This is a genomic window from Arthrobacter celericrescens, from assembly GCF_003614925.1.
Classification (GTDB): Bacteria; Actinomycetota; Actinomycetes; order Actinomycetales; family Micrococcaceae; genus Arthrobacter; species Arthrobacter celericrescens.
In genome coordinates this window covers 17,277-33,554 of record NZ_QYLP01000027.1, presented here as the reverse complement: position 1 = coordinate 33,554, position 16,278 = coordinate 17,277, and the positions used below count along the sequence as shown (strand labels likewise).

At 67.5% G+C, this 16,278-nt stretch carries 13 protein-coding genes and 1 riboswitch; of the genes, 6 read left to right on the top strand and 7 right to left on the bottom strand.

The genetic code is table 11. The features are described from left to right. From D3654_RS06160 to D3654_RS06140, 5 genes are all read right to left on the bottom strand, one after another. Positions 1-1,114 (bottom strand): YncE family protein (locus D3654_RS06160; protein ID WP_162943642.1); only part of this gene is annotated, 1,114 nt, incomplete at its 3' end. Positions 1,115-1,188: 74 nt separating this feature from the next. Beyond that, positions 1,189-2,133, bottom strand: a complete 945-nt coding sequence (locus D3654_RS06155) for a GGDEF domain-containing response regulator (protein WP_120520642.1) — start codon at positions 2,131-2,133, stop codon at positions 1,189-1,191. After that, the gene (locus D3654_RS06150) at positions 2,130-5,573 is read right to left on the bottom strand and encodes a hybrid sensor histidine kinase/response regulator (protein ID WP_120520641.1); all 3,444 of its coding nucleotides are present in this window, start codon (positions 5,571-5,573) and stop codon (positions 2,130-2,132) included. Before D3654_RS06150 ends, D3654_RS06155 begins: the two co-directional genes overlap by 4 nt. Further along, positions 5,570-7,405: a glycosyltransferase family 2 protein gene (locus D3654_RS06145; RefSeq protein ID WP_162943641.1), complete on the bottom strand. Its 1,836-nt coding sequence runs from the start codon at positions 7,403-7,405 to the stop codon at positions 5,570-5,572. Before D3654_RS06145 ends, D3654_RS06150 begins: the two co-directional genes overlap by 4 nt. Before the next feature lie 264 nt (positions 7,406-7,669). Beyond that, a complete protein-coding gene (locus D3654_RS06140) occupies positions 7,670-8,425 on the bottom strand; it encodes a GntR family transcriptional regulator (RefSeq protein ID WP_120520639.1) in 756 nt (251 codons plus the stop codon). Between the two features lie 200 nt (positions 8,426-8,625). Then, positions 8,626-8,740, top strand: a riboswitch (SAM riboswitch). Between the two features lie 10 nt (positions 8,741-8,750). Between D3654_RS06140 and D3654_RS06135 the strand changes: the two genes are divergently transcribed. From D3654_RS06135 to D3654_RS06125, 3 genes are read left to right on the top strand one after another with little or no spacing between them, the layout of a single operon-like run. Next, positions 8,751-9,017 carry a DUF1737 domain-containing protein gene (locus tag D3654_RS06135; protein WP_120520638.1) on the top strand — a complete coding sequence of 89 codons (267 nt, stop codon included), beginning with the start codon at positions 8,751-8,753 and terminating at the stop codon, positions 9,015-9,017. After that, a complete protein-coding gene (locus tag D3654_RS06130) occupies positions 9,014-9,424 on the top strand; it encodes a rhodanese-like domain-containing protein (RefSeq protein WP_120520637.1) in 411 nt (136 codons plus the stop codon). Before D3654_RS06135 ends, D3654_RS06130 begins: the two co-directional genes overlap by 4 nt. Continuing rightward, on the top strand, positions 9,425-10,633 hold the full coding sequence (locus D3654_RS06125; RefSeq protein WP_120520636.1) for an O-succinylhomoserine sulfhydrylase: 1,209 nt from the start codon (positions 9,425-9,427) through the stop codon (positions 10,631-10,633). 7 nt (positions 10,634-10,640) lie between these two features. On the opposite strand, the gene D3654_RS06120 is transcribed toward D3654_RS06125, so the two are convergent. After that, positions 10,641-11,918 carry a glutamate--cysteine ligase 2 gene (locus D3654_RS06120; RefSeq protein ID WP_120520644.1) on the bottom strand — a complete coding sequence of 426 codons (1,278 nt, stop codon included), beginning with the start codon at positions 11,916-11,918 and terminating at the stop codon, positions 10,641-10,643. An 840-nt stretch (positions 11,919-12,758) separates the two neighbouring features. Between D3654_RS06120 and D3654_RS06115 the strand changes: the two genes are divergently transcribed. Beyond that, on the top strand, positions 12,759-13,076 hold the full coding sequence (locus tag D3654_RS06115) for an endonuclease domain-containing protein (RefSeq protein ID WP_162943640.1): 318 nt from the start codon (positions 12,759-12,761) through the stop codon (positions 13,074-13,076). A gap of 55 nt (positions 13,077-13,131) precedes the next feature. Here D3654_RS06115 and D3654_RS06110 read toward each other — a convergent pair whose 3' ends face one another. Continuing rightward, positions 13,132-14,655, bottom strand: coding sequence for a UDP-N-acetylglucosamine 1-carboxyvinyltransferase (locus tag D3654_RS06110; protein ID WP_120520634.1), 1,524 nt, complete (start codon positions 14,653-14,655; stop codon positions 13,132-13,134). Positions 14,656-14,863: 208 nt separating this feature from the next. On the opposite strand from D3654_RS06110, the gene D3654_RS06105 reads away from it, so the two are divergent. Then, a complete protein-coding gene (locus D3654_RS06105) occupies positions 14,864-15,823 on the top strand; it encodes a WXG100 family type VII secretion target (RefSeq protein ID WP_120520633.1) in 960 nt (319 codons plus the stop codon). After that, positions 15,820-16,275: a hypothetical protein gene (locus D3654_RS06100; RefSeq protein ID WP_162943639.1), complete on the top strand. Its 456-nt coding sequence runs from the start codon at positions 15,820-15,822 to the stop codon at positions 16,273-16,275. Before D3654_RS06105 ends, D3654_RS06100 begins: the two co-directional genes overlap by 4 nt. The last annotated feature ends 3 nt before the right edge of the window (positions 16,276-16,278 follow it).

Sequence of the window (16,278 nt, the reverse complement as noted above, 5' to 3'; positions counted from 1 at the left end):
AACCCCCACCAACACGCACCCGCGCCAACCACCCGCCACGCCCATTCCCCGGATACAACCACAACGACCCCGACGAATCCCGCGCCAGGACGTCGACGCTGCCGTCACCGCTGAAATCGTTGCCGCTGGGGTCCTCGGTGCCGGTGCTCTCGCTGGGGGCGTCGCTGATGACCGAGACGGTGTTGCTGCCGGAGTTGGCGACGTACGCGGTGTGCGTTGCGGGGTCGACGGCGACGCCGACCGGTTGGACTCCCACCGGAATAACCGCGGTGACGCTGGGCCCGTAAGCGCCGGCCCCGTCAAGCACGGACACCCTGTCGGCGTAGGAGTGGGCCACGTAGACCGAGTGGGTTGCCGGATCGACTGCCACCTGGTGCGGGTTGCTGTCCCCGAAGGGGTTCGAGGCGGTCACTTGATCCCCGTTGACCACGCTCAGGCTCACCGCGGATGGATTGACGGCATAGACGAGATGCGTTGACGGGTCCACGGCCACCCCGGTAACGCCTGTTTCGAGGGAGATGACGTTGCTGACAGCGTTGCTCTCGATGACGGACAGTGTGCCGTCGTAGAGGCTGGTGACGTAGGCCGTGTGTGTCCCGGGATCGACCGCCACCCCGTACGGCCCCTGGCCCACAGGAATGGTGGCGATCACTGCGCCGTCCTTGATCACCGAGACGGAGTTGCCCTGCGAGTTGGTGACGTAGACGGTGTGGGTGCCGGGGTCCACGGCCACCGCGTACGGGGCCGTGCCCACTGGAATGGTTGCCGTCACCGTGGTTCCTTGGATGACGGAAACGGAGTTGCCCAGGTAGTTGGCGACGTAAGCCTTGTGGGTGCCTGGATCGACCGCGACGCCTTGCGGCAAATTTCCGACGGCGACGGTGGTGGCCGTGCCCGTGCTGCCCACCACGGATACCGTGTCCTGACCGGCGTTCGTGACATACAGGGTGCCAGCCGCGGAGTCTACTGCAACGAACTCGGGACCGGTCCCGGCCTGGATGGTGCCTGCGACTATCGGCGCAGCGTTCGCAGTGGTGGTGGCGGGTGGGGAAACGACAAGCGTCGCCGCCAGGACGAGGGCTCCGACAACGCCGGGAAGAGACACACCACGCACCAGGTTTGTTCCTTTCAGAAGGGATCCATTCAGATGGGTCAGTCCCGCGAGCGCTCTGGCCAATTGCCGCCGTGTCAATTGCCGCCGTGCAACGCCAGGCTTTCGGCGGTCGGCCGGGAAACCATCACCCGGTTCCGGCCCGCAGCCTTGGCGGAGTACAGGGCGAGATCGGCCTCGTTCAGCAGCGTGTCCACGCTGACCCGGTGGGTGTCCGTGCAGGCCGCGATCCCGCCGCTCAGGGTGAGGATGCCCGGCGGGTTCCCCGAATGCGCGATCTCCAGTTCGCGCACTGCCTCGAACGCACGGCCCATGAAGGCCCTGGCGCCCGACGGCGACTGCCGGGGCAGCACGATCAGGAACTCTTCGCCCCCGAAGCGGTACACGCCGTCGCTCTGCCGCACCTGCTTCGCCAGGGTGTCTGCCACGGCCCGCAGTGCGGCGTCACCGGCCTGGTGGCCGTAGAGGTCGTTGTAGCGCTTGAAGTAGTCCACATCGCACAGGACCACGCTGAACTGCTCGCCGGCGTGTTCGGCGGTCTTGCGGAGCTGTTCGAGGTCCTCGGCGAGGGTGAGCCGGTTGCGCAGCTTGGTGAGCGGATCCGTCCGTGCCTGCTCGGCGAGCGCCGCGCGGTAGCGGGCCAGGTCGGCGTGCAGGGAGGTTACCCGTTCGGCGACCAGCAGCCGGGTGTGCAGGGTGAACGGGTCCAGGGGTTTGGTCATGTAGTCGTCCGCGCCCGCGTTCATCCCGGCCACCACGGCCTCCTTGGAGCCGTGCGAGGTGACCAGGACCAGGTAGGTGTACGAATCCGTGTCCGCCTCGCGGATGGCACGGCAAAGGGCCAACCCGTCCATCCCCGGCATCTCGAGGTCGCTCACCACCGCCTGCGGGCGGTGGCGCTGGTACATGTCCCACGCGGCGGCGCCGTCGGCCGCCGCGATGCATTCGTGGCCGGACTGTTCGACGGCGGCCTGTGCCACCAGCCGCGAGCCTAAGTCGTCGTCTGCAACCAGGACCCTCATGGCGCCGCGAACAATGCTTCGTCCAAGGCCTCGGCCACGAGGGCCAGCTCGGCTTCCAGGAGTTCGATGGTTTCGAGCCCGGCACCGGAGGAGCCGGGGCCCACCTGTTCCAGCTGCCGGCACAGGCCGGCTGCACGCGTGGCGCCGATGTTGGCGGCTGCCCCCTTCAGCTTGTGGGCCGCCCGGCCCAGGGCATCGCCGCCGTCGGCCGCGGCGGCGCGGATCCCCTCGAGGGAGGGCAGGATCTCGCCCTTGAACGCCAGGGCGGCAGCGGGAAGCAGTCCGCGGCCGTCCGCCGGTCCGAGCGAGCGCAGGGTTGCCAGCCTGGCCGGGTCAAGGACGGGACCGGCGAGTTCCGGAGGAAGCAAAGCGGCGACGCCGGCAAGGTCCGTCGCGCTTTCCGCTCCCGTCCCGCGGGCGGTCCCGGAGACGGTCCCGGCTCCCGCACCGGGTGCGGCGGCCACGTCCGCCGCCGCACCGCCGTCGGACGCGTTGCCCCCGTCGGACGCTTTGCGGGGTATCCACTGGGCCAGCACGGAGCGCAGCTTCAACTCGTCCACCGGCTTGGAGAGGTAGTCGTCCATGCCGGCGTCGAGGCACCGCTCGCGGTCCTCGTCCATCGCACCGGCAGTCATCGCGATGATCGGAATCCTGGGTCCGCTGTGCGTCCTCGCCCGGATGATCCGGGTGGCTTCGAAGCCGTCCAGCACGGGCATGTGGCAGTCCATCAGGACAGCGTCGTAGTGCCGGGCGGCGGTCGCGGCCACGGCTTCGGCGCCGTCGGACACGACGTCCACCGCGTACCCGAGCTTCTCCACCATGCTCCGGGCCACGAGCTTGTTGATGTCGTTGTCCTCCACCACCAGCACCAGCCCTTCGCCGCGGTTCCCGCCATGCGGCGCGGCCGCCGCGGGAGCCCCGGCGGGAACCACCGGGCCGGCGATGAGGCGGATGAGCCGGTCGTAGAACTCCGAACTCCGCACCGGCTTCGTGAGCCATTCCCTGATCCCTGCAGCCTTCAGCTCCCGCCGGTCCACCTGCGTGGTGGAGGTGAGCAGGATGAGCTTCATGGACTTCAAGGCCTCGTCGGTGCTGAGCAGGCGCGCCAGCTCCACGCCGTCCATCTCGGGCATGCACATGTCCAGCACGGCGATGTCGTAGGGATGCCCGGCGTCGGCCTCCTCGCGGGCGCGCTTCAGCGCGTGCCGCGCGCCTCCGACGGCGTCGGCCTGCATCTTCCAGCCGGCCAGCTGCGCTTCGAGGATCATCCGGTTGCTCGCGTTGTCGTCCACCACCAGCACGCGCAGCCCCTCGGTTTGGGCGTAAGGGGGCTGGGCGGGCAGCGTCGTCGGATCCGTCACCGGCAGGGGCACGGTGATCCAGAACGTGCTGCCGCTGCCGGGGGTGCTCGTCAGGCCGATTTCGCCGCCCATGGCTTCGGTGAGCCTGCGGCAGATCGCCAGGCCCAGGCCGGTCCCGCCGTACTTGCGTGTGGTGGACGCGTCCGCCTGGAGGAACGGTTCGAAGAGCCGCTCATGGTCTGCCGCGTCGATGCCGATGCCGGTGTCCCGGACTTCAAAGCGGACCGTCGCAACGTCGGCCCTGTCTTCGACGAGGGCCACCCTGATGACCACTTCGCCGGCTTCGGTGAACTTCACAGCGTTCGAGGCGAGGTTGAGGAGGACCTGGCGGATGCGCCGTGCGTCGCCAAGGAGCGAGACCGGGACTTCCGGGCGGCAGTAGGCCATGAGCTCCAGGTCCTTTTCCCTCGCCGTCTCGGCCAGGAGGCCCGCGACTTCCTCCACAAGGAGCCGGGGGTCGAACGGTTCCGGGTCGAGCTCCACCTTCCCGGCTTCAAGCTTGGAGAAGTCCAGGATGTCGTTGATCAGCGACAGCAGGGCGTCCGCCGCGACCCGCACGCCGTTGGCGTACTGCCGCTGGCGTTCGTCGAGTTCGGTGTCGAGCAGCACTCCCGTCAGGCCGATGACGCCGTTCATCGGGGTGCGGATTTCGTGGCTCATGGTGGCCAGGAACTCGGACTTCAGTCGGCTGGATTCTTCCGCGTCTTCGCGGGCTGCGACAAGTTCGGCCTCGTTCCGGAGGCGGTCCGTGATGTCCCTGGCGATGGTGGCCACGCCGTGGATCCCGTCCGTCCCGCTGATGGGCGACACGGTGAGCGATACCGGCACCAGCATTCCGTCGCCGCGCACCCGCTCGGTTTCATAAGTGTGGGTTGTGCCCGTCGTTGCGACATCGGCGAGGTAGGCGTTCTCCCGCTCGCGCAGATGCACCGGGATGATGAAGTCCGCGTGCCTGCCGATGGCTTCGGCGGCGTGGTATCCGTACAGGCGCTCTGCCGCCGGGTTCCAGCTGGTGATGAGCCCGTCGGGTGTCTTGCCGACAATCGCATCCGCCGAGGAATTCACGATTGCGCCCAGGCCCTCGAGTTCCGCCGTGCGCGCGGCGACCTTGGCTTCGAGGTGCCGGGTGAGGGTGACGTTCTGGTAGATGATGAAGAACTGCCGGATGACCACCAGCACGAAGGCGGAAACCCCGGTGATCACCAGGACCGGATCCGCGACGTCCCGGAGCCGGGTGGGAGCGGCCACCACGGCGGCGACGGCGGGCACGTACGGGAGCATCTCCAAGGCCAGGGAGTTCCACAGCGGTTCCCTGCGCACGCCTTTCGAATGCGGAATCAACGGGGCCAGGCCGATCAGCAGGAAGGCACACATCCAGCCCGCCGCCAGCGGGGTTCCGGTGGATCCGGTGACCCCCTCGGCAGTCATCCTGACGTAGGCGCTGTCCGTGACGGTCAGCACCACGACGCCGCCTCCCAGGCAGGCCCATTGCAGGCGCTCCCGCCGGGAGCGGCGCATGGTGAGCACGAACACCAGCGAGGCGAGGGCGACGTCGACGATCGGATAGCCCATCGAGGCCAGCCAGGCAAGGATGTCCAGCCCTTCGCTCTTGTAGACCGGTCCGAGGACGGTTACCCAGCTGATGAAGAGCGCGGAGCTGGCGATGACGGCGGCGTCCAGCACGGTGCGCAGTTGCTGGGCCCCGGCCGCGGTCGGACGGGGGAACGCGAAGAGCCCGATCGCGACGGGCACCGCGTAGCCGATGAAGAGGGCGTCGGCGGGCGACGGGAAGGGGTAAACATGGTCCAGGGTGAGGCCGTAGAAGGTCCACACAGTCATCCCCGAGCACCACACGAAGGCACCGGCCCCGATGAACCGCCAGGCCCGGGCACTCTCCTTGTCGCGGCGGGCAGCAAAGGCGCAGCTGGCAGCGGCGGCCAGCGCGCAGCATAAGATCGCGAAGTCGCCCAGGGTCTGGGATGCACCGGTGGCCGGGTGCTGCCAGAACCACGCGGTCAGCAGCGAAACAGCCACGCCGGAAACGGCGATCCACACCAGCCAGGGCTTGCTGACTGTCATGACGCGCTCCGCAGGGCGACGACGGGAACTCCGGAAGGCAACCCGGGAACGGCGCCGCGCGGCGTATGGAACAGCCACAGCGAAATCGCGCGGTACGTTGCCCATTCGCCCCGGAGATCGCGCAGGGAGACTGTCCGCGACCCGCCCGCCGTCGTCCACTCCCGCACGATGTGCAGGGTCAGCGGCGCCGCCCCGGGCAGGATGAGCTGCACCGGACCGGATTCCGGCAGCTCGCCCGATCGGACGCGCACTGCCGCCCCGCCCATCGAAATATCAAGGAGTTCGCCCTTGCAGCCGGCAAGGGTCACCGGCACATGGACGTTGATCCTGTGGGCGTCCCGCCTTGAGGTGGCATACTCGTTTGCCCGGATGCGCAGTGCGCCCAGGAGCAGGACCAAGCCGGCAACAGCAAGCCAGACCCCTGACGCGACAGTCGACCCGGCACCGGTGGACCACGGAACCCAGCCCAGCATCCCGGCCGCCGCGTAAAGGAGCGCCAGGATCACGACGGCGATCATGACGTAGATCATCCGCGGCACCCGGCCGCGGCGGCGATCATGGTAAGCGCCCTTCGGCGTGACCTGGAACTCGAGGGTCTTGCGGGAAAGCAGCCACCACGAGCAGGCCAGGCCGATCGGAATCCGGAAGATCCGCAGCGCGAACGCCGTCGGCCAGCTGATCTGGTGCCGCAGGAGCCGTTTGATTCCCCACAGCCGGATGAAGAACATCGAACCGAACACCATGGTGAAGAGGACAGGCCCGGCGGTTGAGGTCTGTGCTCCGGAAAACAGGATGAAGAGGGGAACGAAGAACGCCACCAGGGTGGCGAGCCCTTCGAGCCACCACAGCGTTCCGTTGAGGTATTCGTGGAAATTGCGCCACGACATCCAGCTCTTGGCCGCCCAGAGCTTCTCGTAGGCCAGGATCTGCATGGCACCCATGCCCCAGCGGCGGCGCTGCAGCAGGTACTGCTCGGCGGTCGCCGGAGCCAGCCCCACCGCGAGGGTTTGGTGGTGGTAGGCGGTCCGCCAGCCGCGGCGGATCAGCTTGAGCGTGGTGTGGAGGTCCTCGGAGATGGTCTCGGTGGCCACGCCGCCCACCTCGCGGAGCGCCTTCACACGGAGCAGCGCCGTCGACCCGCACCAGAACGGCCCCGCCCCGGCCACGTTGCGGGCCGGCATCAGGACGTTGAAGAACAGGCCCTGTTCCCCGGCGATGCCGTCGTCGTCGAAGGCTCCCGAGTTGTAGAAGGCCTGCGGCCCCTGCACGAGGCCGACCCTGTCGTCGTTGAACCAGCCCAGCGTGGCCGTGAGGAAGGAAGGAAGCGGAACATGGTCGCAGTCCAGGACGGCGATGATCTCGATCGGTTCCCCGCCGGCTTTCTCCTCCCGGGCCATGAGCTCCAGGGCGTGGTTCATGTTGCCTGCCTTGGCGTGTTCGTGGCTCGGCCGGCTCACGTACCTGGCGCCGAAGGACCGGCACATTTCGGCGACCCAGGGCCGGTCGCCGTCGTCGAGCACCCAGGTTTCATGGGCGGGCTGGAGGGCGCACGCCGCAGCCACCGTCGGGGACAGCACCTCCACAGGCTCGTTGTATGTGGGGATCAGGACCGCGGTCCGCAGCTTCTGCTTGGGCGGTTCGGGCGTGGCGCTGTCGATGTTCCAGATGGTGATCGTCTTCAGGACGATCCCGGCGAGCGGCAGGGCTTCGAAGGAGACCAGCACCCAGGCGGCCACGAGGTCCGACCCGCCGGCCGGCAAGGTGAAGGCGATGCGCCAGGCGAGGTAGAGGACCAGGGCCGCGATAGCGCTGACGCCCCCGATGTGTGCCATCCGCCGGGAGCGTGGCGCTTCCGGCGCAGGATGGCCAAGCTGCGCGGCCCAGCCAGCAATGCCGGCTTTGGTATAGGCCGAAGTCTCCTTCGGCGTGTCCCTGCCTGACGGGTTTTCCGTACCCGCGCGCAAGTGTTCTAGAGCGTGCATGCGATCCCCCAGCTGGATGCGGCAGTGCAGACCTGATCTGAAAATTATGCCATTGCAGCCAGCCTGTGGTACAGCATCCGCCGGTGCCCGCCGCCCCGCCGCAGCGGCAGATGTCTAGGCCGTGTGCACCCGCACCAGCGCGGTGCGCTGCTGGACGCTGTTGTCCACAGTGAAGTTGGTGAGCTCCGGCAGGTAGCGGTCGTCCGAATACTCGAGCTTCCTGCCCTCCGCCGACAGGGTCAGCCGGCGTTCCCGGAGCAGCGGGATGCCGGGCTCGCGGTCCAGGAGCCGGGCGTCCTGCTCGTCCGCCGGCACGGCGTCGATGGTGTGGCGGGCGCGGCTGAGGTCCACGCCTTGGTCCTTCAGGTAGGCGAAGATGGAGCCCCCGTCCGGATCGAAGTCGAACAGCAGGCGCCCCACTTCCAGGATGAAGGACGTGCGTTCAATCATGGCCGGCACCCCGTCCAGGGTCCGCAGCCGCAGGACCTCGACGACGGCGTCCCCCGCTTCCAGCCCGAGCTGCAGTGCCGCTTCGCTGCCGGCCACCCGGCGCGCGACTTCCAGCGTCCGCTGGCCAGGAACGCGGCCGATCGAGTGGGCCCATTCGGTGAACGACATGAACGTCGAAAAGGACTGGGAGTGCACTTCGCCGCGGACCATGGGCGGCTTGCCCCGGCCGCCGGTCACGGACCCCTCGGCCCGCAGCGCGGCGAGTGCCTGGCGCACCGGGCCACGGGAGGTGCCGAATTCGCGGCAGAGCTCAGCTTCGCTGGGCAGCTGCGAACCGGCCGCCCACACGCCGCTGCGGATCCGGGCCCGGAATTCCTCACTCAGGCGTTGGTGCAGCGGAAGGCTCGCGTAGTTGTCCACAGCGCTGATGATACAAGTCGCCGTTTCCGGAGCCGCCGGAAATCCGGGCCGGGAGGTGGACTCCGCGTGAACTGACGGCGCCTGGCGCTACTGTCCCGGGTGGCTTGTATACCTAGGCTGTGCCGGACAATGCGCCCGGTTACGGAACATGACGGCGGCCGGACTGCGGGCCGCCGTCGCCGGTGTTATTTTTCTTAGTGAGTAATGAGCACCAGCGTTAAGCCCTGACTTTGCTGGTCGGCAACCCTCTCTCCCGGCGGGGTGCCTCAGGTGACTACTCGGCGTATCGACACATTCGAACTGCAAGCGTGACTGAGGAGCACCAATGCCTGAACCAAGCGAAGACAAACTTTCCTACCGCCTCCTGACCGGCCCGGACAACCGCGAGTTCTGCGAGCGGATTTCCGCCGCCCTCGCCGAAGGCTACGTGCTGCACGGCAGCCCGGCAGCGACCTTCAACGGCACCAGCGTGATCGTGGCGCAGGCCGTGATCCTGCCTGCCGCCGTCGCGAGCGCCGACGCGGCAGTGGCCACCGCCGTCGACGAGCTCGAAGGCTACGACGACGAGGAAGCATTCGAGGGACACGCATGAGCTACGCCGGAGACCTGAGCCCCCAGGACGCCTGGGCGAAACTTGAGGAAGGCGCCATCCTGGTGGACGTGCGCACCGAGGCCGAGTGGGCACACATCGGCATCCCGGACACCAAGGCCACGGAGAACGATCCGCTGTTCATCCAGTGGAACTTCGCCGGCGGAATCCCCAACGGCAATTTCGTCGAGGAACTCAAGCAGCAGGCCCCCGAGGACAGCAACGTGGAGCTCATCTTCATCTGCCGCTCGGGCCAGCGCTCCATCTCGGCCGCCATCGCCGCGACCCAGGCCGGATTCACCGCCTACAACGTGCTGGAAGGCTTCGAGGGGGATCCCGACCGTTACGGCGAACGCACCGTGAACGGCTGGAAGAACCGCGGACTGCCTACGAACCTGGGGAACATCTAAGTGACTTTCAATCCCGACGCCGCCACCTGGAGCCCCGACACCCAGGCCGTGCGCGGCGGCCTTGACCGCAGCAACTTCCAGGAAACGTCCGAGGCCGTCTTCCTGAACTCCGGCTTCGTCTACGAGTCCGCGGCCGCCGCCGAGCGGGCCTTCACCGGCGAGGACGAGCGCTTCGTCTACTCCCGCTACGGCAACCCCTCCGTGGCCACCTTCCAGGAACGCCTCCGCCTGCTTGAAGGCACCGAGGCGTGCTTCGCGACGGCGTCCGGCATGTCCGCGGTGTTCACCGCCCTCGGTGCGCTGCTGGCCGCCGGGGACCGCGTGGTTGCCGCCCGTTCCCTGTTCGGTTCCTGCTTCGTGATCCTCAACGAGATCCTGCCGCGCTGGGGCGTTGAGACGGTGTTCGTCGACGGACCGGACCTGGAGCAGTGGCGTGCCGCGCTCTCCGAGCCCACCACCGCCGTCTTCTTCGAATCGCCGTCGAACCCGATGCAGGAGATCGTGGACATCGCCGCGGTCAGCGAACTGGCGCACGCCGCTGGCGCCACCGTCGTCGTCGACAACGTGTTCGCCACTCCCCTGCTGCAGCGCTGCGGCGAACTCGGCGCGGACGTGATCGTCTACTCCGGCACCAAGCACATCGACGGCCAGGGCCGCGTGCTGGGCGGGGCGATCCTGGGCACCAAGGAATTCATCGACGGCCCGGTCAAGCAGCTCATGCGGCACACGGGGCCCTCGCTCTCCGCCTTCAACGCCTGGGTGCTGACCAAGGGCCTGGAGACCATCGGGCTGCGCGTGAATCACTCCTCGTCCTCTGCCTTGAAGATCGCGGAGTGGCTTGAGGAGCAGCCGGCCATCAACTGGGTCAAGTACCCGCTGCTGAAGTCGCACCCGCAGTACGAACTCGCCGCGAAGCAGATGAAGGCCGGCGGCACCGTGCTGACCTTCGAGCTCCTGCCCTCGGGCGGGCGCTCGGCGAAGGACGCGGCGTTCGCGCTGCTGGACGGCCTGTCCGTGATCGACATTTCGAACAACCTGGGCGACTCCAAGTCCCTCATCACCCACCCTGCCACCACCACGCACCGCGCCATGGGGCCGGAGGGCCGTGCGGCCATCGGCCTGAGCGACGGCGTAGTGCGGCTTTCCGTGGGCCTTGAGGACGTGGACGACCTCATCCGCGACCTGGAACAGGCGCTCAAGCAGGTCTAGGGCGTTCCTAGATACCGGCTCCGCGCCAGTCCTGCCGCACCCAGGTGAGCACCGGCAGGGACTTGGTGTCGGGCACCGGCGCGGCTTCGGGCATCGTCTCCCGGACAGCGTGTCGTACGACGGCGGCCAGCGCGGCGGGGTCCGGGCTGCCGCTGTCGTTTTCGCTGCGTTCGTCCGCGATGCGGCGCTGTTCGGTGGCGCCGTTCCCGCGCTGCAGGATCCCGGCGATCCCGGTCTGGGCGAGGTCGAGCTCGCCCTGCTCGGCCAGGACGGGTTCCAGGTACTCGACGAGGGACCAGACGACGTCGGCCGCGGGCGCGGGCCGGAAGGTTCCGAAGTCCAGGAGGTCGTTGCGCAGGGCGAAGTTGCTGGCCTGCCACGAGGCCATCCGCAGCAGTGCAGTGGGCACGGAGGACGGTTCCACCCCTGCCTGGGATTCCCGCACGGCAGTCTCCACAAGCGCCCGCACCAGCACTGCGATCAGTGCCGCGTCCTCGGAGCGCAGGCAGACATCGGCCACCCTGACCTCCACCGTGGGGTTGTTCCGCGACAGCCTGGCATCGAAGTAGATCATGCCCTCGTCCAGGAGGACTCCGGTGTCGATCAGCCGGCGGACCACCCGGCGGTAACTGGCCAGGGAGCCGAACACGGCCGACGGGCCCGAGGACGGCCAGCGGTTCCAGGCCTGTGTGCGGTAACTTTCGAAGCCCGTAGCCAGGCCCCGCCAATACGGGGAATTGGCGCTGATGGCGGTGAGCACGGCGAGCTTGTCCCGGATGCGGTCCAACACCAGCACGCCTTCCTCCGGGGAAGCGATGGACGTGTGCACGTGGAATCCGCAGGTCAGCTGCTCGTGCGCGGTGATGCCGAAGCGTTCCTGCATCACGGCGTAACGCGGGTTCGGCGTGGTGTGGGTGGCCGAATCGACCGGCGAGGTGGCCAGCGCAGCGATCCGGGCGCCGAGGCTGCGGGCGGCGTCGCTGGCCATGGTCCGGCCGCGGCGGATCTGGCGCAGGAGTTCGGCATGGCTGCGGCACGGACGGGTCTGTGTTTCGATCTGTTCGAGCTTGAGTTCGTGGCTAAGGCCGGTGCGGAGTCCGCGGTGCGCCTCGTCGACGTCGGGATCCTCCAGGTCCTGGGGGTCCTGGGCGGCGGCATCGGCTGCTTCGGCCGGATCGCCGTCGGCCGCCCCGATCCCGGCGAGGAGCGCGTCGGCAAGGGCGAGCGGTTCACCGCTCGCGGGGTCGACGATCAGCAGTTCCTCTTCCACACCGAATGTGCGCACAGAACAATTGTGCGCTACGGCGCGGTAGGCGGGAACAACCCGTTCGGGCTGGAGGGTGCAGGCGGGTAGGGCGGGCTGGATCACATAGCCGTGCCCTGAAGGTCGGATCCCGCGCGATCATTCTGCTGGATCACCTCACCTCGAGCTCAGTGAATCCGCGCGTTTCCGGGATAAGGACCAGGCCAAGACCGGAGTGATCCAGCAGAAACCCATCAAATTCATCCACATACGGCACATCTCACGCTCCGCGGACCTCATATCCGTGGCTTGCTGGAGCAATGGATGCGCTCGAATACCTGGTCTGGCTCGGCGGCGTCGCGCGAGTCGGCGCGCTTCGCGCGAGGGGCTACTCCCCCGCCGCCATCCGCCAACTGGCTGCAGCGGGAGCCAGCCAACCACGAAAAGGGGTTTGGGCGCTTCCGACCGCCGACCCCGAGTATCTCAAAGCCATCCTCAACAACGGCCAGATCACCTGCGCGAGTGCTGCCCTGCGCTACGGACTGTGGCTCAAGGACAAACCCGCACGCCTCCATTTGGCCACACGGCACTGCCGCGGCAGGGGGTTCGTCCGGCACGGCTACACGCGCTTCCCGTCCTCGGAAGCAGTGCCCCTTGCAACTGTGGAAGACACTGTGATCCATGGCCTCACATGCCTGCCGGAGGTGGATGCAATCGCAGTGGCACAGTCGGCGATGAAAACCTTCGGCATCCCGCGCCGACTACTGGAAGGCGAGTTGTCTGCCGACTACTACGGAAACGCCAGAAGACTCCTAGCCAAGGCGAACGGCATCTCCGAATCGGTGCCGGAGATCCGCGCGCCTGCTGTTCGAGTCTGCGGGCTTGGAGTTCCGGTGCCAGGTCGAAATCGAGGGCGTAGGCCGGGTGGACTTCCTGGTCGATGGATGGCTCATTGTGGAAGTCAATGGCTACCAGTTCCACAGTTCCCGTGAGGACTGGCGGAAAGACATGGCCCGGCTGAACGCGGCACAGCTTCTGGGCTACGGGACGCTTAGCTACGCCCCGGAGCAAGTCTGGAACAACCCGGGCCACGTCATGGCGGAAATCCGGACGATGCTGATGCGTGGCCGGGGTATCGGCCACGTCCGCGGACACATTCTGCTGGATCACACCCAGGCTTGTCGGGGCGTGGCAGCATGACGCCTGCCCGCAGCCAAGGGGCTTCCGCGGGTGATCCAGCAGAATGTGCGCCCGGCTAGTCCTGGAAGTACTCGATCCTGGCGCCGATGGTGTTCAGCCGCTCGGCCAGGTCCTCGTAGCCGCGCTCGATCACGTAGATGTTGCGCAGTTCCGAGGTGCCGCGGGCGGCGAGCATCGCCAGCAGCAGGCAGGCGGCCGGGCGCAGTGCCGGCGGGCAGCCGATCTCTGCCGCACGCCATTTGGTGGGGCCGTTGACGTAGATCCGGTGCGGGTCCAGCAGCTGCACCTGGGCACCCAGGCGGTTGAGCTCGGTCAGGTAGATCGCCCGGTTCTCGTAGACCCAGTCGTGGATCATCGTCTGGCCCTCGGCGTTGCCCGCGATCACCGCGAAGAACGGCAGGTTGTCGATGTTCAGGCCCGGGAACGGCATCGGGTGGATCTTGTCTTCCGGTGCCCGCAGCGAGGAGGGCTTGGTGGTGACGTCCACCAGGCGGGTGCGGCCGTTGCGCGCAAAATATTCTCCGGAGACGTCCAGCTGCTGGCCCATCTGCTCCAGCGTGGCCAATTCGATTTCCATGAACTCGATCGGCACCCGGCGGATGGTCACCTCGGAGTTGGTCACGATGCCGGCAGTGATGAGGCTCATCGCCTCGATCGGGTCCTCGGAGGGGAAGTACTCGATGTCGACGTCGATTGCCGGGCGGCCGGTGATCCGCAGGGTGGTTGTCCCGACGCCGTCGATCACCACGCCCAGTCCCTGCAGGTAGAAGCAGAGGTCCTGGACCATGTAGTTGGGGCTCGCGTTGCGGATCACCGTGGTGCCGCGGCGGTGGGCGGCGGCCATGATGGCGTTTTCGGTGACGGTGTCGCCGCGTTCGGTGAGGACGAAAGAACGGTCGTGCCCATCCGCGGGCGGCGCCTGGACCACATAGAAGCCGGAAGTCGCCTCCACGGAGAGGCCGAACTGGCGCAGCGCCTGCATGTGCGGTTCCACGGTGCGGGTGCCGAGGTCGCAGCCCCCGGCGTAGGGCAGCCTGTATTCGGACGTCTCATCCAGCAGCGGGCCGAGCAGCATGATCACGCTGCGGGTGCGGCGGGCGGCATCGACATCCATGGATTCCAGGTCCAGGGTTTCGGGGCGGCGGATGCGCAGATCGTTGCCGTTGAGCCAGGTGCATTCGACGCCGATGGAGGTCAGCACCTCGACGATCCGGTTGACTTCCTCGATCCGCGCGAGGCGGCGCAGCGTGGTGGTGCCGCGGTTGATGAGGCTGGCGCACAGGAGCGCGACGCCGGCGTTCTTGCTGCTGTTGACGTCGACGGCGCCGGAGAGCGTGCGTCCGCCTTCCACCCGCAGGTGGGTCATCTGCGGCTTGCCGACCTTGACGATGCTGCGGCCGAAGATCGTTTCGAGCCGCTCGATCATTTTCAGGCTGAGGTTCTGCTTGCCTTGTTCCATGCGGGCGACGGCGCTCTGGCTGGTGCCGAGCTCGGAGGCGAGCTGGCCCTGGGTCCATCCCTTCTCTCCGCGGGCGTCGCGGAGGAGGGCACCAACATGTTCTGCGGTCGGCTGAGTCATACTCAAGACATATCACAAATGATGTATGCAGCTGCGCATTCTGGTCATTTCGGCAACCCTGGCGTGTCGCTAGTCACTTCGTGCGATATACGATGACGGCGGGCCCGCGCCTCCCACGCTCCTGCGCCGACGAACGGGGAACTTCTCCCCATTGCGGCGGGGCCGCCTCCGCACGAAGGATGGGACCAACAATACTTGGGGGAACACCATGGCCTTCTACGGCGCAGACATCGAGCAACTCAAACAGCTGTCGAAATCCCTGGCCGGCGGATCGGAAAAAATCTCCGGAAAGGCCCGCGAAATCGACGCCCAGATCACGAAGGGCTCGTTCTGGCACGGGCAGGACGCGAAGCAGTTCTCCGCGGACTGGCACGGCCGCTTCCGCCCCCTGCTGGAGAAGGCCTCCCATGGCCTTGCCGAGGCGTCAAAGTCGGCCCTGAAGAACGCCGATGAGCAGGAAAAGAGCTCCGGCGCTTCCGGCGGCGGGATCAACACGATGGCGGTGCCGGGCGGACCGGGCCTCGCACCGCAAAGCCCGGAGCCGCAAAGCCCGGACGGCCGGCCCACACCGCAGGAAATCCTGGAAAAGTACCAGGTCAGCGACGCCGAGACCACGGAATGGCCAGGCGACTGGGATCCGCTGCGCTTTGTGGTGGACCAGCGGACGGTCACCGAAAAGGAAGCCGACCTGCTCAACGGCCTCGGCCCGATCGAACTGAACGACTTTAAGGGCATCCACGACGACGCCTTCAGCGAAGCAGATGCGCGCTTCCCCAGCACGGACCGGAACGACGATCACAACGACGCCTTCCGGCACGCCTACTGGAACGCCTTGATGACCAGGGAGTTCGGCGTGGAATGGGCGGAAGACTACGCCACCGCCCACGAACAGCTCCCGGGCAACCCGGGGCCGCGCGAAGCCATGGACCTCTACAACAACGAGGTGGGGCGCAACATCGCGGCGGCGCACCCGGACGCCAGCCCGGAGGAATTGGCCGGGCTCGTGGAGGAGGCCGTCAGGAAGGGCGATACCGTCGTCGTCGGCGAAGACCTGCTGCCGCACCCCTCCAACGAAATCGGCCCGGAGCAAACGGGCGACGCCGGGAACGCGCCGCCGGCCGACGGCCACGACCCCGAATTCAACGACGAGTCGAGGACCACTTCATGACCCTGCCAACCACCAGTAGGCCGCTGCCGCGCCGGCTGGCACTGCTCTTGCTCGGAACCGTTTTGGCCGGCGCCCTGGGCGCCTGCTCATCAGGAGGAACCATGCCCGAATCGAACGAAAAGCTGGACAACCGCGTGCTGGAGGCCGCACGGAACGGCACCGAACTGCGCCTGGCCGACGCCACCGACTTCGAATGGGACCAGGCCGGCTTCATCACCGAAGGCACTCCGGCCGCGGAAATCGAGTCAGCCTTCGGCGAAGCGATCACGCGGGAGATGCGCTACACCGCGTCCCCCGTGCTCTTCGTCTTCCTCAATGACGGCAAGGTCTCCAAGGCCGTCCGGATCACGCCGGATGCCTTCTCCGGCAGCGACGCGAAGAAGAAGTACGGCCGGGACGTGTCGCTGGTGCCGGTCGAGGGCCGCAGCGGCTACCTCTCCTGGCGCGAGTAGCCC

Coding starts and splice junctions, on each gene's coding strand:
- D3654_RS06145 (WP_162943641.1), bottom strand. CDS start 7,405: ATGGCACACATCGGGGGCGTCAGCGCTATCGCGGCCCTGGTCCTCTAC.
- D3654_RS06155 (WP_120520642.1), bottom strand. CDS start 2,133: ATGAGGGTCCTGGTTGCAGACGACGACTTAGGCTCGCGGCTGGTGGCA.
- D3654_RS06150 (WP_120520641.1), bottom strand. CDS start 5,573: ATGACAGTCAGCAAGCCCTGGCTGGTGTGGATCGCCGTTTCCGGCGTG.
- D3654_RS06100 (WP_162943639.1), top strand. CDS start 15,820: ATGACCCTGCCAACCACCAGTAGGCCGCTGCCGCGCCGGCTGGCACTG.
- D3654_RS06110 (WP_120520634.1), bottom strand. CDS start 14,655: ATGACTCAGCCGACCGCAGAACATGTTGGTGCCCTCCTCCGCGACGCC.
- D3654_RS06135 (WP_120520638.1), top strand. CDS start 8,751: ATGCCTGAACCAAGCGAAGACAAACTTTCCTACCGCCTCCTGACCGGC.
- D3654_RS06130 (WP_120520637.1), top strand. CDS start 9,014: ATGAGCTACGCCGGAGACCTGAGCCCCCAGGACGCCTGGGCGAAACTT.
- D3654_RS06105 (WP_120520633.1), top strand. CDS start 14,864: ATGGCCTTCTACGGCGCAGACATCGAGCAACTCAAACAGCTGTCGAAA.